The sequence below is a fragment of the Amycolatopsis sp. NPDC004368 genome, from assembly GCF_053602515.1.
Map to the genome: position 1 here is coordinate 82,106 of NZ_JBSGDT010000019.1, position 18,434 is coordinate 100,539.

Below are 18,434 nucleotides of genomic sequence, written 5' to 3' on the forward strand. Positions count from 1 at the left end.
CCCGCGGCGGTCCCGAAGGACCACCGCGGGCGGGCGCGGCTCAGTCCGCGACGTCCAGCGCCGCGCGGATGATGCTGTCGGTGTCGATGCCGTGGTGGCGGTAGACGCTCTCGAGGTCACCCGACTGCCCGAAGCGCGTCACCCCCAGGTGCGCGGCCCGCACGCGGTGCACGCCGGCCAGGAAGGCGAGTGTGTGCGGGTGCCCGTCGAGCACCGTGACCAGCGGCGCCGAGCGTTCGGCCGGCAGCGCGGAGTCGAGGATCCACGTGTCGGCGGTGTCCTGGCCCGAGCGGGCCTGCAGCGCGCGGAACAGCAGGCCCGCGCTCGTCACGCACACCACGTCGGCGTGCTTGCCCAGTGCGTCGAGCCGGTCGGCGGCGGCCAGCGCCTCGGTGACCATGGCGCCCATCGCCACGATCGTCACGTCCGGGCGCGCGACCGCGGCCGTGCGGATCGGGTAGGCACCCGCCACGACCTGGCGGCGCCGGCGCTCACGCGCGGCCGGGTCGGCGGGCACCGCGGCCAGGTTCTGCTCCACGGGCCGCGTCGAGAGGCGCAGGTAGGCCGACGTGCCGTCGGGCCGGCCGAGCCGCGCGAGCGAGGCCAGCAGCGTCCACTCGACGTCGATCGCGAACGCGGGCTCGTAGGTGACGCAGCCGGGCTGCTCCAGGCCCACCGACGGCGTGGTCACCGACTGGTGCGCACCGCCCTCGGGCGCGAGCGTGACGCCCGAGGGCGTGCCGACCAGGATCGACTGCCCGCCGCCGTAGATACCGAAGGACCACGGTTCGAGCGCCCGCTCCACGAAGGGGTCGTAGAGCACGCCGATCGGCAGCAGCGGCCGGCCCCAGCGCGACCACGTGGTGCCGAGCTCGCCCAGCGCGCTCACGAGGTTCACCTCGGCGATGCCCAGCTCCAGGTGCTGGCCGGTGGGCCGTTCGCGCCAGTGCAGGATCGTCTCGGGGTCGTCGGCGAACCAGTCCACGCGTTCCTGGGGCGACCACACACCGACCTTGTTCACCCAGCCACCGAGGTTGGTGCTCGACGACACGTCGGGGCACAGCGTCACGATCAGCTTCGCGGCTTCGGGTGCGTCACGCGTGAGGTCGAGCAGCGCGCGCCCGAGCGCCGCCTGCGTGGTGGTGCGGCCCGACGGCGTGCGCCCGATGTCCGTCGGGATCGTCGGAACCTGTTGCGGCACAACGGGTTCGCGGCGCAGACGCATGGCCGTCTCGGCGCACAGGCGGGCCGCGGCCGAGTCGTCGGCGAACTTGCGCCACGGGTCGTCGAGCGAAGTGCCGACGCGCTCGGCCAGCTGCCCCAGCTGCTCGGCCGTCAGCAGCGACGAGTGGTTCTGCGGGTGGCCCTCGCTCGCGAGGCCGAAGCCCTTCACGGTGTAGGCGAAGATCACGGTGGGCCGGCGGTCGTCGATCGCGTCGAACGAGTCGAGCAGCGCGGGCAGGTCGTGTCCGCCGAGGTTGCGGATCGCGGCGTGCAGCGTGGCGTCGTCGAGCGTGTCCAGCAGCGGCGTCAGCTCGGGCGAGGCGAGGCGCTCGCGCAGCTGCGCGGGGGTGCAGCGCAGGAGGCGCTGGTACTCCGGGTTGGGCATGTCGTCGATGCGCCGGCGCAGCGCTTCGCCGCCCGGGCGCTCGAAGAGGTCTTGCAGCAGGCGGCCGTACTTCACGGTGAGCACCTGCCAGCCGGCGGCGTCGAACATGCCCTGCAGCCGGGTGGCGCCGATGTTGGGCACCACGCGGTCGAGCGACTGGCGGTTGAGGTCGACGATCCACACGACCTCGCCGAGCTCCTGCACGTTGGGGTCGAGGATCGATTCCCAGACCGCGCCCTCGTCGAGCTCCGCGTCGCCGACGAGCGAGTACTGGCGCCCGGTGCCCGCGCCGCCGGTGGTGGACTCGACGTAGCGGCGGGCCAGCGCGCCCCAGATCGGCGCAGTGGCGCCGATGCCGACCGAGCCCGTGGAGTAGTCGACCTGGTCCGGGTCCTTCGACCGCGAGGGGTAGCTCTGCAAGCCGCCGAACTCGCGCAGCGACGTCAGGTACTTCTCGTCGAGGCCGTCGAGCAGGTAGTTGATCGCGTGCAGCACGGGGGAGGCGTGCGGCTTCACGGACACGCGGTCCTCGGCGCGCAGCCGCGCGAACCACAGCGCGGTCATGATCGACACCATCGACGCGCTCGAGGCCTGGTGGCCGCCGACCTTGAGCCCGGTCGGGTTGGGGCGCACGCGGTTGGCGTGGTCGATGATCGCGGTCGAAAGCCAGAGCACGCGGTCCTGCACCTCGCGCAGGACTTCCGTGTCCGCGACAGTGGCTGGGGTGCGCTCGGCGGCGGGAGTGCTCACGACGGACCTCTTCTGCGGATGTTTCATTGGGCGTTACGTGGACTCCAGTCCAACAGAGCTGGGTATGCTGCACAACCGATGCTCTGTTCAATGAGCAGAACGCCCAGAATCGCGCCCTCGGGCGCCGAGAGGACTGCGCACCATGCCCAGTGGCCAGCGGCTCGACGGCACCGACGCCCGCATCCTGCTCGCGCTCAACCGCAACCCACGCGCCACGGCCGTGGCGCTGGCCGACGAGCTCGGGCTCTCGCGCAACACCGTGCAGAGCCGCCTCGCCCGCCTCGAGCAGGGCGAATCGCTGCGCTCGGTCGAGCACCGCATCGACCCGGCCGCGCTCGGCTACCCGCTCACGGCGTTCGTGACCGTGCAGGTCACCCAGCGGCTGCTCGACGAGGTCGGCCGCGCGCTGGCCGCCGTGCCGGAGGTGCTGCAGGTGCGCGGGCTGACCGGGCAGTCCGATCTGCTGGTGCACGTGGTGGCCCGGGAGGCCGACGACCTCTACCGCATCGCCGGGCAGATGCTCGAGATCCCGGGGGTGGAGCGCACGCACAACGCGCTGGTGATGCGGGAGATGGTGCCGTACCGGATCACGCCGTTGCTGGAGCGGGCCGTCGCCGGGAAGTGATCCACTCCGGCACACTGGGTCCATGGACGATCTTGTCGCGCGGGCACGGGAGCTGCGGCCGCTGCTGGCGGCCGAGGCCGGGCCGGGGGAGACCGAGCGGCGGATCACCGACAAAGCCGTGCGCGCGCTCGGCGACGCCGACCTGTTGCGGCTCGGCACGCCGCGGCGCTTCGGTGGTCACGGAGCAAGCCTGCGGACGCTGGTGGACGTCGGCGCGGAGGTCGGCGAGGCCGACGGCGCGACCTCGTGGGTCCTCACGCTCGTGAACGCGTGCGCCTGGGTGGTGGGCCTCTTCCCCGAGCAGGCGCAGGACGAGGTGTTCGGGGCGGACCCGCACGCGAGGATCGCGGGTGCGCTCGCGCCGACCGCCCGGGCCGAACGCGTGCCCGGCGGGTACCGCGTCGGTGGGCGCTGGCCCTACGCGTCGGGGATCGCGCACGCGGGCTGGGCGCTGCTCGGGATCCCCGTCGGCGAGGCCGGCGAGCCCGCGATGGCGCTGGTTCCGGAGAGTGACTACGCGATCGAGCGCACGTGGGCCGTGGCGGGCATGCGGGGCACGGGCAGCGACACGGTGGTGGCCGAGGGGCTCTTCGTGCCCGACCACCGGATCGTGCGGACGGCCGCGGTTCTGGAACGTGTTCCAGTCTTCGCGCCGTACCTGACGGTGGTGCTGGCCGCGCCGCAGCTCGGGCTCGGCCGGGCCGCGCTGCGCCTCGTGGGCGAGGCCGCGGCGGGCAAAGGGGTCACCGGAACCGGCTACGCGCGCCAGGCCGACTCGGCGGTGTTCCAGCTGCGGTTCGCCGAGGCGGCGTTGAAAATCGACACCGCGCACCTGCACACCGCGCGGGCCGCGGACGACGTGGACGCGGCGTGGGCGAGGGGTGAAAAGCCGGGTGAACGGGCCCGGGCACGCGTGCACGGCGACATCGGCCTGGCCGTGCAGAGTGTGGTCGACGCGATCGGGATCCTCGTCGCCGCGCACGGCACGGGCGGGTTCGCCGACGAGCACCCGCTGCAGCGCATCTGGCGCGACGCGAACTTCGCGCTGACGCACGCGATGGCACAGCCCGCGGTGAACTACGAGATCTACGGCAAGGCGCTGCTCGGGGTCCCGAACATCTCCGCGATGCTCTAGAACCGGTGCTGTTGTAAGGGTTACGCGGCCGCGTCGTCGCCCGTGCGGTCGCGCTTGCGCATCAGGATCGTCCGGTGGATCCAGACGAACAGCGGGACCATGACGAGGCCCCACAGGAACATGCCGGTGCTGCCGGCCAGCAGCCCGACGACGATCATCAGCACCACGGTGACGTCCGCGAGGATCAGCGTGGTGAGCCACGCACGCGAACGCACCGGCGGTGCGCCGGCGCTCAGGGCCGCGGCGAAATCCGGGTCGCTCGCGGCCAGCTCTTCTTCGATCTTCCGCAGCGCGCTGCGGTCACGATGGGGAAGCATGACCCCCTCCTCAGGACGGATCGGGCCGGGGTGATCGCCCTACCAGTTGAGTACCCAGGCCCACCCCACGTCAAGCGCAGCTTTTCCAGGAATAATCGCCAAACCGCGCCGGTGGTGGGGTGCTGTGTGGCCCGGAGGCCACGCCCTCACTCTAGTGCACTTCCGGCGGCCAGGCGGGATTCGTGACAAACTGAAACACGTTCTCATCCTCGCCAAGGTCATCGCCACATTCGATCATCGCTCCGGTGGAAGAGTGACGCCCGGCACCGGGTTCGCGTGGAACACCGACGAGCCGGATCGCCCGCTCCGCCGGCGGCCGGCTCACCACACCGTCCGAAGTGGACGTCGAGGAGAACGTGGCCGAGGGGCGCACCGCCGAACGCTCATCGGACGCTGACAAGTTCCTGACCGGTTCGTCCCGCGGTTCTGCCAGCCTGTCGCGGTGTCGAAAAGAGCGCTGACAAGAGTGTGGGCGACCGCGGTCGCCGCCGGTTCGGTCCTCGTCCTCGCCGCCGCAACGGCGGTCGCCACGCCGGGCCCCGGCTCCGCCGGGATCGGCGACCCGCTGTTCCCCCAGGACGGCAACGGCGGCTACCGCGTGAGCCACTACGACGTGGGACTGGACTACGACCCGGCGAAACCCGATTTCCTCACCGGGGACACGACGGCCGACGCCGCCGCCACCCAGGACCTGAGCCGCTTCGACCTCGATCTCGAGGGCTTCACCGTGCAGAGCGTCACCGTCGGCGGCGCGCCCGCGGAGTTCACCCGCACCGGCGAGCACGAGCTCGTGATCACACCCGCGAAACCCTTGCGGCGCGGGCAGTCCTTCCGCGTGCGGGTGCGGTACCAGGGCACGCCGGGCTTCTTCTGGATGACAGCCGACGCGGCCGGTGCGGTGCACGCGTTCGGCGAACCGCACTCGGCGTCGAGCTGGTACCCGGTGAACGACCACCCGTCGGACAAGGCGACGTTCCACCTGGCCGTGACGCTGCCCGATGTCGCGGGCTGGGAGGTGATCGGCAACGGCGTGCCGGCGTCGCCGGTGGTGCGCGACGGCCGCAAGAGGTTCTCGTGGACGGAGAACCGGCCCGTCGCGTCCTACCTCACCGGGGTGGTGATCGACCGGATGACCGTCCACACGGGCCGGCTCGCCGACGGCACCCCGGTGATCGACGCGTACACCGCCGGAGCCGAAGGCGCGAAACCGTTCGAGGACCGCTTGCCCGAGGTGCTCGGGTTCCTGTCCGCGCGGTTCGGGAAGTACCCGTTCTCCTCGGCCGGCGGCATCTTCTACCCCGGCGACAGCGGCGGTGGGTTCGAACTGCAGGACCGCCCGGTGTACCCGGGCGGCATCCCGGCAGAGCGGTTCACCGACCTCGTGCACGAGCAGGCGCACCAGTGGTTCGGCGACAGCGTGACGGTCGCGCGCTGGTCCGACATCTGCCTCAAGGAATGCTTCGCCACCTACGCGGAATGGCTGTGGCGCGAAGCGAAGGAAGGCCACGACCTCGACGCCGACTACCGCGCCGCGCTCGTCGACGCGGCGAAGGACCCCGGCTTCTGGCAGACCCCGCTCGCCGAGCCGGGTGACGCGTTCTACGGCGGCTGCTACACCGTCGGCCCGCTCATGCTGCACGCGCTGCGCCGCACCGTCGGCGACCTCGTGTTCTTCCGGACCCTGCGCGATTTCCTCGCCCAGCACCGCGACGCGAACGCGTCGTGGGCGGACTTCGAACGCCTCGCGGCGCACGAGTACGGCCACGACCTCACCGGCTTCTTCACCGCGTGGGCCCACAGCACCGTGATCCCGCCCGAGCCCTACCTCCACCCCGGAACCCTGAAGAACCGATCATGAGCTGGTACAAAGCGCTCGCCCTCGTCACGAGCGCCGCGGCGGCGCTCGGCCTGGCGCAGCCGTCCACGATCGGCGCCGACGGCGTCGGCGACCCGTACTTCCCGCAGGACGGCAACGGCGGCTACGACGTCTCGCGCTACGACGTGAAGGTGTCCTACGACCCCGCGAACCCCGGTTCCTTCACCGGCGACACCACGGTGCACGCGGCCGCGCGCCAGGATCTCGACCGGTTCGACCTCGACCTGGAGGGCTTCACGGTCTCGGCGGTGACCGTGAACGGCGAGCCGGTCAAGACCGTCGCGCGCTCGGGTGCCCACGAGCTCGTGATCACGCCGCGCACGCGGGTGCGCCGCGGGAGCGCCTTCACCGTCCGGGTCGCGTACGTGGGGCAGCCGGTGGGCGCGAGCTGGCACCGGCTCGTGGGCGGCGGCATCGACGTGAGCGGCGAGCCGCATTCGGCCACGGCGTGGTTCCCGCTGAACGACCACCCGTCGGACAAGGCGGCACTGCACCTGGAGGCGACCGTGCCGACCGGCTGGACCGTGGTGGGCAACGGGCTGCCCGGCCCGACGACGACCCACGCCGGGCACACGACCTTCCGGTGGCACGAGGACCACCCGATCGTCTCCTACGCCACGACGATGGCGATCGACAAGTTCACCGCGCACCGCTCGAAGCTCGCCGACGGCACGCCCGTGATCACCGCGTACGGGCAGAACACGAGTTTCATCCCCGACTCCGAGGCGCTGCTGCCGAAGATCATGGGTTTCCTGACCAAGACGTTCGGCCCGTACCCGTTCGACTCGACCGGCGCGATCGTCGTGGATCCGGAGGCGGCCGAGGGCAGCCTCGCGCTGGAGACGCAGACCCGCCCGACCTACGACGGCGCGTTTTTCGACGCCTCGGCCGTGCACGAGCTGGCGCACCAGTGGTTCGGCGACGCGGTGTCCTTTTCGGACTGGCGCGACGGCTGCCTGGCCGAGTGCTTCGCCCAGTACACGGGGCAGCTGTGGGACGAGGCCGAGAACGGGGCCGAACTCGACGAGAGCTACCGCTCGATCGTCGAGCAGAACGCGGGCGACGCGGCCTACTGGCAGGTCCCGATCTACGACCCGGGCAAGGACCGGCCGCTGGACGTCGCGCTGTACGACCGCGGCTCGCTCATGCTCCACGCGCTGCGCCGCACGGTGGGTGACGACAAGTTCTTCGGTCTGCTGAAGCACTGGATCTCCGCGCACAGGTACGGCAACGCGTCCTGGCCCGATTTCGAGCACTTCACGTCGGCGCAGGCAGGGCAGGACCTGTCGGGCTTCTTCACGGCGTGGGCACACAGCTCCGTGATCCCGCCGGCCCAATACCTGTACCCGGGCACGCTTGCCCACTGAGCCTCGACAACTTCACTCGAAGGAGTGATCTACGCCACCAGCCGTCATGCAGTTCACCGGATGTCCTCTTGAGGGGTGTGGCGGTGACCGGCCGGCACGCCCCCCGACTGGCCGGTCACCGCTGTTCGCTTCCGGCATTCGGGTGCCGACCGGCGGGGCGATTGGCGCGGTCGGGCGCGGGCCGCAAGACTGGGCCGGTGCAGAGCCCGACCGCCTCCGGATCACCGAGCCCCGACGTTTCGCCCGAGCTGGCCGAGCTGGCCGCCGCCCACGGCGTGGCGACCCACTACGAGAACTCCGACCGCGTGGAAGTGCAGGTCGAAGCCGAGGTCGTGGTGAAAGTCCTCGCGCAGTTCGAGGTGGACGCATCGAGCGACGACGCCATCCGCGAAGCCCTGGCGCGGGTGCGGGCCGCGCAAGCCTCGACCGACCTGCCGCCCACCGTCGTCGTCCGCGTGGGCGAGACCAGGGAGCTGCGGCGCGCGGTCACCGTCGAGCTGGAGGACGGGACGACCCGCGACGTGGGCACCACGCTGCCGGCCGACCTCCCGCTCGGGTGGCACCGGGTGGTCGACGGCGAGCGCGTGGTCACGCTCATCGTGGTTCCGGCGAAGCTGCCCGAGGTGCCGGCCGCGTGGGGCTGGATGCTGCAGCTCTACGCGCTGCACTCGGCCGGGTCGTGGGGGATGGGCGACTTCGGCGACCTGCGCACCACGGCCACGCGCTCGGCCGCCGAGCTCGGCGCAGGCGTGCTGCTGGTGAACCCGGTGCAGGCGTTCGCGCCCGCGCACCCGGTGGAGCGCTCGCCGTACTCGCCGTCGAGCCGCCGGTTCGCGAACCCCGTGTACCTGCGCGTGACCGACACCGAGGCGTTCGCGCTGGCCGACGAACCCACCCGCGCGAAGGTGCTGGCCCTGGCGCCGGACGCGGTGCCGGACCTGATCGACTACGACGCCGTGTGGGACGCCAAGCGCACCGCGCTCGAGCTGCTGCGCCCGCACCACCCGCGGCCCGTCGAGCTCGACGACGACCTGCGCGACTTCGCGACGTTCGGCGCGCTGGCCGAGGTGCACGGCGCCGACTGGCGCCAGTGGCCCGAGGCGCTGCGCGACCCGGCGAGTCCCGAGGTGGCCGCGGCCCGCGACGAGCTGGCCGGCCGCGTCGAGTTCCACGGCTGGCTGCAGCGGCTGTGCCACGAGCAGCTCGACGAGGTCCGCCTCGCCGCGCGTGAGGCCGGCATGACGGTGGGTGTCGTGCACGACCTGCCCGTGGGCGTGCACCCCGGCGGCGCCGACACGTGGGCACTGCGCGACGTCTTCGCCGCCCGCGTGCGGGTGGGTGCGCCGCCGGACGCGTTCAACCAGCAGGGTCAGGACTGGAACCTCCCGCCGTGGCGGCCCGACCGCCTCGCCGAAGCCGGGTACGCGCCGTTGCGCGACGTGGTGCGCGGCGTGCTGCAGCACGCCGACGGCATCCGCGTGGACCACATCGCGGGGCTGTGGCGCCTGTGGTGGATCCCGCCGGGCGAGCCCGCCGGCCGCGGCACCTACGTGCACTACGACGCCGAGGCGATGCTCGGCGTGCTCGCGCTCGAAGCACACCGGGCGGGCGCCGTGGTGGTCGGCGAGGACCTCGGCACGGTCGAGGAGACCGTCACCGAGACGATGCACGAGCGCGGGGTGCTCAGCTCCGCCGTGCTGTGGTTCCAGCGCGACTGGGACGCACCGGGCAAACCGTTCGCGCGGCCCGCGGACTGGGATCCGCACGCGATGGCGAGCATCTCGACCCACGACCTGCCCACCGTCTCGGGCTGGCTCGAGGCCGAGCACGTGCGCGTGCGCGCCGAATTGGGCCTGCTCGACCGGCCGGTGGAGCAGGAGTACGCCGAGGCCGCGGCCGAACGCACGGCGCTGCTCGACCTCGTTGCGCGCGAAGGCATCCCCGCCGACGACCCGGTGGTGGCCCTGCACACGCTGCTGGCCTCGGCGGCGTCACGTCTGGTGCTCACCTCACCCGCCGACGTGGTCGGCGAACGGCGCCAGCCGAACCTGCCGGGCACGGTCGACCAGTACCCTAACTGGCGGATCCCGCTCCCCGTCAGCGTCGACGGGTTCTTCGCCGACGCGAGGGTGCGCGCGGCGGTCGCCCCGCTCAAGGCCGCCCGTCCGCTCTCGCGCTAGATCACGCGAAACCCGTGGTTCGAGACTCGCTCACGCGGGTAACTCAGTCCTCCGCAAGAACCGACGTCCCCAAGGAGAGACCCGTGCGCCCCTGGCCCGGATCGCCCTACCCCCTCGGTGCCACCTACGACGGTGTCGGCACGAACTTCGCGCTGTTCTCCGAAGTCGCCGACTACGTGGAGCTGTGCCTGTTCGACGAGAACGGCAAGGAGACGCGTTCGCGGCTGGAGGAGGTCGACGGGTTCGTCCACCACGGCTACCTGCTCGGCGTCGGTCCGGGCCAGCGCTACGGCTACCGCGTGCACGGTCCGTACGACCCGGACCGCGGCCTGCGCTGCAACCCCAACAAGCTGCTGATCGACCCGTACGCCAAGGCGTTCTCCCGCGGCGTCGACTGGTCGGAGTCGCTGTTCGGGTACAAGTTCGACAGCCCCGAGGAGCGCAACGACCAGGACTCGGCCGGCCACGTGCCGTACTCGCTCGTGGTGAGCCCGTTCTTCGACTGGGCCAACGACCGCGCGCCGCGCACGCCGTACCACGAGACCGTGATCTACGAGGCGCACGTGCGCGGCATGACGATGTCGCACCCGTTCGTGCCCGAGCGGCTGCGCGGCACGTACGCCGGGTTCGCGCACCCCGCGGTGATCGAGCACCTGCAGAAGCTCGGGATCACGGCGGTCGAACTGATGCCGGTGCACCAGTTCGTGACCGACCACGGCCTCGACGAGAAGGGCCTGCGCAACTACTGGGGGTACAACACCCTCGGCTACTTCGCGCCGCACGACAGCTACGCGGCGATGCCGGGCCAGGGCGGCGCCGTGCAGGAGTTCAAGGGCATGGTCCGCGCCCTGCACGAGGCGAACATCGAGGTGATCCTCGACGTGGTCTACAACCACACCGCCGAGGGCAACCACCTCGGCCCGACGCTGTCCATGCGCGGCATCGACAACGAGGCCTATTACCGGCTGGTCGAGGACGAGCCGAAGTACTACATGGACTACACGGGCACGGGCAACTCGCTCAACGTGCGCAACCCGCACACCCTGCAGCTGATCATGGACTCGCTGCGCTATTGGGTCACCGAGATGCACGTGGACGGCTTCCGCTTCGACCTCGCGTCCGCGCTGGCGCGCGAGTTCTACGACGTCGACCGCCTGTCCACGTTCTTCGAGCTCGTGCAGCAGGACCCGATCGTGAGCCAGGTGAAACTGATCGCCGAACCGTGGGACGTCGGCCCCGGCGGGTACCAGGTGGGCAACTTCCCGCCACTGTGGACGGAGTGGAACGGCCAGTACCGCGACACCGTGCGCGACTTCTGGCGCGGTGAACCGTCGACGCTGGGGGAGTTCGCGTCCCGCATCACCGGCTCGTCGGACCTCTACCAGGACGACGGCCGCCGGCCGTTCGCGTCGATCAACTTCGTCACCGCGCACGACGGCTTCACGCTCAACGATCTGGTGTCGTACAACGAGAAGCACAACGAAGCCAACGGCGAGGACAACCGCGACGGCGCCGACGACAACCGGTCGTGGAACTGCGGCGTGGAGGGCCCGACCGACGACGAAGAGGTGCTCGCGCTGCGCGAACGCCAGCGCCGCAACCTGCTCGCCACCGTGCTGCTCTCGCAGGGCGTGCCGATGCTGCTGCACGGCGACGAGCTGGCCCGCACCCAGCAGGGGAACAACAACGCCTACTGCCAGGACACCGAGCTGTCCTGGATGGACTGGGAGCTCGCCAAGGAGAACTCCGACCTCGTCGAGTTCACCGCGGCGCTCACCGCGTTCCGCAAAGCGCACCCGGTGTTCCGGCGCCGCCGCTTCTTCCAGGGCAAGCCCGTGCGCAAGGGCGAGGAGCTCGGCGACATCGCCTGGTTCACCCCGGCCGGCGAGGAGATGACCGAGCAGAACTGGGACGACGGCTTCGGCAAGTCCGTGGTCATCTTCCTCAACGGCGAGGGCATCCAGGATCTCGACCCCCGCGGGATGACCGTGCAGGACGAGTCGTTCCTGCTCGCGTTCAACGCGCACTACGAGGACCTCGCGATGACGTTGCCCGCCAACGGGTACGGCACCGAGTGGACCGTGGTCGTCGACACGGCCACCGGTCAGGTCGGCCGGTCCGACGTGGAGCCGATCCCGGGCGGGGGCAAGCACACGCTCGCCGCGCGGTCGCTCGTGGTGCTGCAGCGCACCGGCCGGGAGGAGCAGGAGTGAGCGCGCCGTCCTCGACGTACCGGGTGCAGCTGCGCCCGCAGTTCACCTTCACCGACGCCGCCGCGGTCGTCGACTACCTGCGCGCGCTCGGCGTCGGCGCGCTGTACGCGTCGCCGGTGCTCGACGCGACCACCGGCTCCGCGCACGGCTACGACGTGGTCGACCCGACCTGCGCCCGGCCCGAGCTGGGCGGCGAGGAATCCCGGAAGGTGCTGGCCGAGCGGCTGAAGTCGGCGGGACTGACGCTCGTGGTCGACATCGTGCCGAACCACATGTCGGTGGAGATCCCGAAGCTCAACCGCTGGTGGTGGGATGTGCTGCGCCACGGGCAGGCGTCCGTGCACGCCGGGTTCTTCGACATCGACTGGGAACGCGGCAAGGTGCTGCTGCCGGTGCTCGGCGAGGACGCGGCGGTGGGCGAGCTGAAGGTCGAGGGCTCGGGTGACGACGCGGAGCTGGTCTACTACGACCACCGGTTCCCGATCGCGCCCGGCACCGGCGACGGCTCGCCGCAAGAGGTGCACGCGCGCCAGAACTACGAGCTCGTCGGCTGGCGCCGCGGCAACGCCGAGCTGAACTACCGGCGGTTCTTCGACATCACGAACCTCGCGGCCGTCACGGTCGAGAAGGCCGAGGTCTTCGCCGAGACCCACGGCGAGGTGCTGCGCTGGGTGGCCGCCGGCGACGTCACCGGGCTGCGCGTGGACCACCCGGACGGCCTGGCCGACCCCGGCGGTTACCTGCGCCGGCTGCGCGCGGGCGCCCCGGAGGCGTGGCTGGTCGTGGAGAAGATCCTGCACCCGGGCGAGGCGCTGCCGCAGAGCTGGCCGGTCGAGGGCACCACCGGCTACGACGCGCTGAACGAGATCACCGGCGTGTTCGTCGACCCGGCGGCGGAGCCCGTCTTCACGCGGCTGGCGGACGAGCTCGGCGTGCGCACCGACTACCTCGCCGTCGAGGAAGAGGCACGCCGCCTGGTCACCGACCGCATCCTCGTGGCCGAGGTGCACCGGATCGCCACGCTGGTCGAGGGCATCGAGGCCGGCGCCGCGCGCGCCGCGGTGGCCGAGGTGATGATCGCCTTCGGCGTCTACCGCTCGTACCTGCCGGAGGGCGCCGCCGAGTGGGCGGGGGCGATCGAGCGCGCGCGGTCCCGCCGGCCCGACCTCGGTGCCGCGCTTGACGCGCTGGACACGCAGGTCCGCGCGAACCCGGACGGTGAGCTGGCCACGCGGATCCAGCAGACGTCCGGCATGGTCGTGGCCAAGGGCACCGAGGACACCACGTTCTACCGCTTCACCCGATTCGCCGCGCTCAACGAGGTCGGCGGCGATCCTTCGCGGTTCGGGCGCAGCGTGGCCGAGTTCCACGAAGCGGCCACGGGCCGCGCCGCCGGGCGCCCGGCGAGCATGACCACGTTGACCACCCACGACACCAAGCGCTCCGAGGACACGCGGGCCCGGCAGGTGGCGCTGGCGGAGCTGGCCGACGAGTTCGCCGACGCCGTGCGCCGCTGGACCGAGCGGTGCGGCATCGACGAACCCGCGCTTGACCTGCTGGCCTGGCAGACGCTCGTGGGCGCGTGGCCGATCGCGCCCGAGCGCCTGCGCGACTACCTGGACAAGGCCGCCAAGGAGTCGAAGCTGCGCACCACCTGGACCGACCACGACGAGGCGTTCGAGCAGGCCGTCGCCGCGTGGCCGGAGCGGGTGCTCGCCGACGCCGGGTTGGTGGCCGAGATCGAGGAGTTCGTGGCCCGGCTGCGTGGCCCGGGCTGGGTCGTCTCGCTGGGGCAGAAGCTGGTGCAGCTGGCCGGGCCGGGGGTGCCCGACGTCTACCAGGGCACCGAGCTGTGGGACTTCTCGCTCGTGGACCCGGACAACCGGCGCGAGGTCGACTACGCCGTGCGCCGGGAGATCCTCGACCGCGTGCTGGCGGGCGAACAGCCGGAGGTCGACGAGACCGGTGCGGCCAAGCTGCTCCTCGTGCACCGCGCGCTGACACTTCGGCGCGAGCGTCCGGAGTTGTTCACCGGTTACCGCCCGCTGACGGCCGAGGGCACGGCCGCCGAGCACCTGCTGGCGTTCCAGCGCGGGGAAGACCTCGCCGTGGCCGTCACGCGGCTGCCGGTCCGGCTCGAGAAGGCGGGCGGCTGGCGCGACACCGTGCTGCCGCTGACCGACGGCGTCTGGACCGACGTGCTCACCGGCCGCGCGGTCGGCGACGCGCCCGCCGCCGCCGCGCTGTTCGACAAGTACCCGGTGGCTCTTCTGGTGCGAGGGGATTGCTGAATGTTCACCGTGTGGGCGCCCGCCGCGGATCGCGTGCGGGTGCGGGTCGACGGCACCGACCACGCCATGACCGCGAGTCCCGGTGGCTGGTGGCGGGCCGAGGTCACCGGCACCGACTACGCGTTCCTGCTCGGTGACGACGACAAGCCGCTGCCCGACCCGCGCTCGCTGCGTCAGCCCGCCGGCGTCCACGAGGCCTCGCGGGTCTACGACCACTCGGCGTTCGCCTGGACCGACGCCGCGTGGACCGGGCGCCAGCTTCCGGGCGGCGTCGTCTACGAGCTGCACCTGGGCACGTTCACCGACGGCGGCACGTTCGACTCGGCGATCGAGCGGCTCGGCCACCTCGTGGACCTCGGCATCACCCACGTGGAGCTGCTGCCGGTGAACTCGTTCGACGGCACGGCGGGCTGGGGCTACGACGGCGTGCTGTGGGGCGCCGTGCACGAGCCCTACGGTGGCCCCGACGGGCTCAAGCGCTTCGTGGACGCGTGTCACGCCCGCGGCCTCGCGGTGGTGCTCGACGTCGTCTACAACCACCTCGGCCCGTCGGGCGCCTACCTCGACCGGTTCGGCCCGTACTTCGCCGGCCACACCGACTGGGGCGCGGGCCTCAACCTCGACGGACCCGGTTCCGACGAGGTCCGCCGGTACGTGCTCGACAACGCCCTGGGCTGGTTGCGCGACTTCCACGTGGACGCGCTGCGGCTCGACGCCGTGCACGCGCTGGTGGACAAGCGCGCCACGCACCTGCTGGAGGAGCTGGCCACCGAGGTCGGCGAGCTGTCGGCGGCGGTGCGCCGCCCGCTCACGCTGATCGCCGAGTCGGACCAGAACGACCCCCGGCTCGTGACCCCGCGTGAAGGCGGCGGCTTCGGCGTGCACGCGCAGTGGTCCGACGACCTGCACCACTGCCTCCACGTGCGCATCACCGGCGAGACCTCCGGCTACTACACCGACTTCGCCGCGCCCGGCGCGCTCGCGAAGACGCTGCGCGAGGTGTTCTTCCACGCCGGCACGTGGTCCTCGTTCCGCGAACGCACCCACGGCCGGCCGGTGGACACCCGCAAGGTGCCGGGCCACCGCTTCCTCGCTTACCTGCAGAACCACGACCAGATCGGCAACCGCGCCACCGGCGACCGGCTCTCGGCCACGGTCGCGCCCGGGAAGATCGCGGCCGCCGCGGCGGTCGTGTTCTGCTCGCCGTACACCCCGATGGTGTTCATGGGCGAGGAGTGGGCGGCGAGCACGCCGTGGCAGTTCTTCGCGTCGTTCCCGGACCCGGAGCTGGCCGAGGCCGTGCGCACGGGGAGGCGGCGCGAGTTCGGCCGCCACGGCTGGGGCGAGACCGAGGTGCCGGACCCGATGGACCCGGCGACCGTGAAATGCTCGCGGCTCGACTGGACCGAGCCGGAGCGGCCGGGGCACCAGGAGATGCTGCGGACCTACCGCACGCTGATCCGGCTGCGCCGCGAACGGCCCGAGCTCGCCGACCCGAACCTCGACGGGTTCGAGGTGCGTGCGGCGCCGGACGACTCGTGGCTCGTGCTCCACCGCGGCGCCCTGCGGCTCGTGTGCAACTTCGGTGAAACGGCGGCCACCGTCCCACTGGCTGGAACGCCCGTGGAGGTTCTCGCGTCCTGGGACACGCCCGAGTTCGACCATGCCGGTGAAAATGGCGGGTCGTCCGTGCGGCTGCCGCCCGCGTCGTTCGTGCTGGTTGTCACCTCCTGAAGACGCCGACCAGGGGAAATCCGGCACTTTCACGAGAAAGTTCAGCCAGGTAGCCGGACCCGGGAAGCGGCCGGATTTGGGAGGATCTCCCCATGGCAACACGACCCGCTTCCGACACCCAGGTCCTGGCCGGCCGCCCCTTTCCGCTCGGCGCTCACCCGGAAGCCGGAGGGGTGCGGTTCGCCGTCACCTCCGCCGTCGCCGACGCCGTGGAGGTCTGCCTCATCGGCGACGACGGCACCGAGCGCCGGATCGAGCTCACCGAGCGGACGTTCGGCGTGTGGCACGGGCTCGTCCCGGGCGTCACGCCGGGCCAGCGCTACGGCTATCGAGTGCACGGCCCGTACGACCCCGGCCGCGGCCTGCGCTGCAACCCGGCGAAGCTCCTCGTGGACCCGTACGCGCACCGGATCAGCGGCCGGCTGACCGACCTCGCGGCGGCGCAGGGGTTCACGGGTGACCCGGACCGCGGTCCGGCGTCCACTGTGGACTCCCTCGGCAGCGTGCCGCTCTCGGTCGTCACCTCGCCCGGCGGACCGGACACGGGCACCAAGCCCGAGGTGCCGTTCGAGGAGTCGGTGATCTACGAGCTGCACGTGAAGGGCTTCACCGAGCTGCACCCGTTCATCCCGGAAGCCTTGCGCGGCACCTACCTTGGCCTGGCGCACCCGGTGGCGATCGAGCACCTCACGCGCCTCGGCGTGACCACGGTGGAGCTGCTGCCCGTGCACGCGTTCGCCGACGAGCCGTCGCTGGTGCGCGCGGGCCGCCACAACTACTGGGGCTACTCGCCGCTGGGTTACTTCGCGCCGCACCCCGGTTACGCAAGTGAGCCCGGCCGCGAGGTCGAGGAGTTCCGCACGATGGTGGCGGCACTGCACGCGGCCAACATCGAGGTGATCGTCGACGTCGTCTTCAACCACACCTGCGAGGGCGGTCCCGACGGACCCACGCTGTTCCTGCGCGGGCTCGACGCACCGGCGTACTACCTGCACACCAAACGCGGGCACATGGCCGACATCACCGGTTGCGGCAACACACTCGACGCGGGTTCGCCGACGGTCGTCCGGCTCGTCACCGATTCCCTGCGGTACTGGACGCAGGAGCTCGGCGTCGACGGCTTCCGCTTCGACCTCGCCAGCACGCTGGGTCGTCCGCGCGGCGGCGTGTTCGACCGCGACTCCACCATGCTCACGGCCATCACCACCGACCCGGTGCTCTCGCGCTGCAAGCTCATCGCCGAGCCGTGGGACGCGACGGGGGAGGGCTACCGCGTCGGCGACTTCGGCGCGCAGTGGGCCGAGTGGAACGGCCGCTACCGCGACACCGTGCGCGACTTCTGGCGCGGGGTCACGGGCGTGCGCGACCTCGCCTACCGGCTGTCGGGCTCGTCGGACCTCTACGACCACAACCTGCGCCGGCCGTGGCAGTCGATCAACTTCGTGACCGCCCACGACGGGTTCACGTTGCGGGACCTGGTGTCCTACAACGAAAAGCACAACGAGGCCAACGGGGAGGAGAACCGCGACGGCACCACCGACAACCGCTCCTGGAACCACGGTGTGGAAGGCGAGACCGACGACCAGGCGATCGTCGCCCTGCGCACCCGCCAGGCGCGCAACCTCTTCGCCACGCTGCTGCTGTCCACCGGCACGCCCATGTTCGTCGCGGGTGACGAGATGTGGCGCAGCCAGGGCGGCAACAACAACGCCTACTGCCTCGACGACGAGACGTCCTGGCTCGACTGGACGCCCTCGGCGGCTTCGGAGCCGATGCTCGCGTTCGCCCGGCGCGTGGTGCGCATCCGGGCGAGCAGCCCCGCGCTGCGCCAGCCGGAGTTCTTCGAGGGCCGCACCACGCCGACCGGCAAACCCGACCTGGTCTGGTTCCGGCCCGACGGCGAGGAGTTCGACGAGATCGACTGGTTCGACGAGAGCCGCCGCACGCTGTGCATGTGGATCGACGGCTCCAACTCCCAGGCCCGCAACCGCGAGGGTGAGCTCGTGACCGACCACTCGTGGCTGCTGATCCTGCACGCGGGCGAGGACGACACCGAGGTGGTGCTGCCCGGAACCGAGTACGGCGCCACCTACAAACCCACCCTGGACACCGGCACGGCCGACGGCAGCCCGGCCTACCTGGGCGTTCTGGACCCGAAGACCCGCATCGTCGTGGCCGCCCGGTCACTGCAGCTGCTGCGCGCGCCACGGGACTTCTTGGCGGGTCCCCAACAACCGGTCTAGCGCAGGGGCCGGCGCTTTCCCGGGGTGCATCGATCCAGAGATTTCGCAGAAATCGGTCAAGAGACCACTCTCACCACGGGACACCGGAATTCTG

12 protein-coding genes are annotated in these 18,434 nt (G+C 71.6%); 10 read left to right on the forward strand and 2 right to left on the reverse strand.

The annotated features are described in order from the left end of the window. Positions 1-40: 40 nt before the first annotated feature. Positions 41-2,359: a transketolase-like TK C-terminal-containing protein gene (locus ACWEOE_RS25060; protein WP_452012944.1), complete on the reverse strand. Its 2,319-nt coding sequence runs from the start codon at positions 2,357-2,359 to the stop codon at positions 41-43. A gap of 142 nt (positions 2,360-2,501) precedes the next feature. Here ACWEOE_RS25060 and ACWEOE_RS25065 point away from each other — a divergent pair, with 142 nt between their 5' ends. Continuing rightward, positions 2,502-2,984 carry an Lrp/AsnC family transcriptional regulator gene (locus ACWEOE_RS25065; protein WP_326836608.1) on the forward strand — a complete coding sequence of 161 codons (483 nt, stop codon included), beginning with the start codon at positions 2,502-2,504 and terminating at the stop codon, positions 2,982-2,984. A 22-nt stretch (positions 2,985-3,006) separates the two neighbouring features. After that, a complete protein-coding gene (locus ACWEOE_RS25070) occupies positions 3,007-4,119 on the forward strand; it encodes an acyl-CoA dehydrogenase family protein (RefSeq protein WP_452012946.1) in 1,113 nt (370 codons plus the stop codon). Positions 4,120-4,139: 20 nt separating this feature from the next. Here ACWEOE_RS25070 and ACWEOE_RS25075 read toward each other — a convergent pair whose 3' ends face one another. Then, positions 4,140-4,436, reverse strand: coding sequence for a DUF3040 domain-containing protein (locus ACWEOE_RS25075; protein ID WP_452012948.1), 297 nt, complete (start codon positions 4,434-4,436; stop codon positions 4,140-4,142). Between the two features lie 338 nt (positions 4,437-4,774). On the opposite strand from ACWEOE_RS25075, the gene ACWEOE_RS25080 reads away from it, so the two are divergent. The 8 genes from ACWEOE_RS25080 (at position 4,775) to glgX (ACWEOE_RS25115) (ending at position 18,340) form a co-directional block, all read left to right on the forward strand. Then, positions 4,775-4,897, forward strand: coding sequence for a hypothetical protein (locus tag ACWEOE_RS25080; RefSeq protein WP_452012950.1), 123 nt, complete (start codon positions 4,775-4,777; stop codon positions 4,895-4,897). A gap of 5 nt (positions 4,898-4,902) precedes the next feature. Next, entirely contained in the window at positions 4,903-6,294 is a 1,392-nt protein-coding gene (locus ACWEOE_RS25085; RefSeq protein WP_452012952.1) for a M1 family metallopeptidase, read from the forward strand. Continuing rightward, complete coding sequence (locus tag ACWEOE_RS25090) at positions 6,291-7,679, forward strand: M1 family metallopeptidase (protein ID WP_452012954.1); 1,389 nt, start codon at positions 6,291-6,293, stop codon at positions 7,677-7,679. Before ACWEOE_RS25085 ends, ACWEOE_RS25090 begins: the two co-directional genes overlap by 4 nt. 197 nt (positions 7,680-7,876) lie before the next feature. Next, the gene (gene malQ, locus ACWEOE_RS25095; RefSeq protein ID WP_452012956.1) at positions 7,877-9,859 is read left to right on the forward strand and encodes a 4-alpha-glucanotransferase; all 1,983 of its coding nucleotides are present in this window, start codon (positions 7,877-7,879) and stop codon (positions 9,857-9,859) included. Between the two features lie 83 nt (positions 9,860-9,942). Further along, on the forward strand, positions 9,943-12,072 hold the full coding sequence (glgX, locus tag ACWEOE_RS25100; RefSeq protein WP_452012959.1) for a glycogen debranching protein GlgX: 2,130 nt from the start codon (positions 9,943-9,945) through the stop codon (positions 12,070-12,072). Continuing rightward, on the forward strand, positions 12,069-14,363 hold the full coding sequence (gene treY / locus ACWEOE_RS25105) for a malto-oligosyltrehalose synthase (protein WP_452012961.1): 2,295 nt from the start codon (positions 12,069-12,071) through the stop codon (positions 14,361-14,363). Before glgX (ACWEOE_RS25100) ends, treY begins: the two co-directional genes overlap by 4 nt. Then, positions 14,364-16,097, forward strand: a complete 1,734-nt coding sequence (gene treZ / locus ACWEOE_RS25110; RefSeq protein WP_452012963.1) for a malto-oligosyltrehalose trehalohydrolase — start codon at positions 14,364-14,366, stop codon at positions 16,095-16,097. It abuts the gene before it with no gap. Positions 16,098-16,189: 92 nt separating this feature from the next. Further along, a complete protein-coding gene (gene glgX / locus ACWEOE_RS25115) occupies positions 16,190-18,340 on the forward strand; it encodes a glycogen debranching protein GlgX (RefSeq protein ID WP_452012965.1) in 2,151 nt (716 codons plus the stop codon). Positions 18,341-18,434 lie beyond the last annotated feature (94 nt).

What these genes read in the sequence shown, in the direction of transcription:
- treZ (WP_452012963.1), top strand. Translation starts at nt 14,364, where the DNA reads ATGTTCACCGTGTGGGCGCCCGCCGCGGATCGCGTGCGGGTGCGGGTC.
- ACWEOE_RS25090 (WP_452012954.1), top strand. Translation starts at nt 6,291, where the DNA reads ATGAGCTGGTACAAAGCGCTCGCCCTCGTCACGAGCGCCGCGGCGGCG.
- ACWEOE_RS25075 (WP_452012948.1), bottom strand. Translation starts at nt 4,436, where the DNA reads ATGCTTCCCCATCGTGACCGCAGCGCGCTGCGGAAGATCGAAGAAGAG.
- ACWEOE_RS25065 (WP_326836608.1), top strand. Translation starts at nt 2,502, where the DNA reads ATGCCCAGTGGCCAGCGGCTCGACGGCACCGACGCCCGCATCCTGCTC.
- glgX (WP_452012965.1), top strand. Translation starts at nt 16,190, where the DNA reads ATGGCAACACGACCCGCTTCCGACACCCAGGTCCTGGCCGGCCGCCCC.
- ACWEOE_RS25070 (WP_452012946.1), top strand. Translation starts at nt 3,007, where the DNA reads ATGGACGATCTTGTCGCGCGGGCACGGGAGCTGCGGCCGCTGCTGGCG.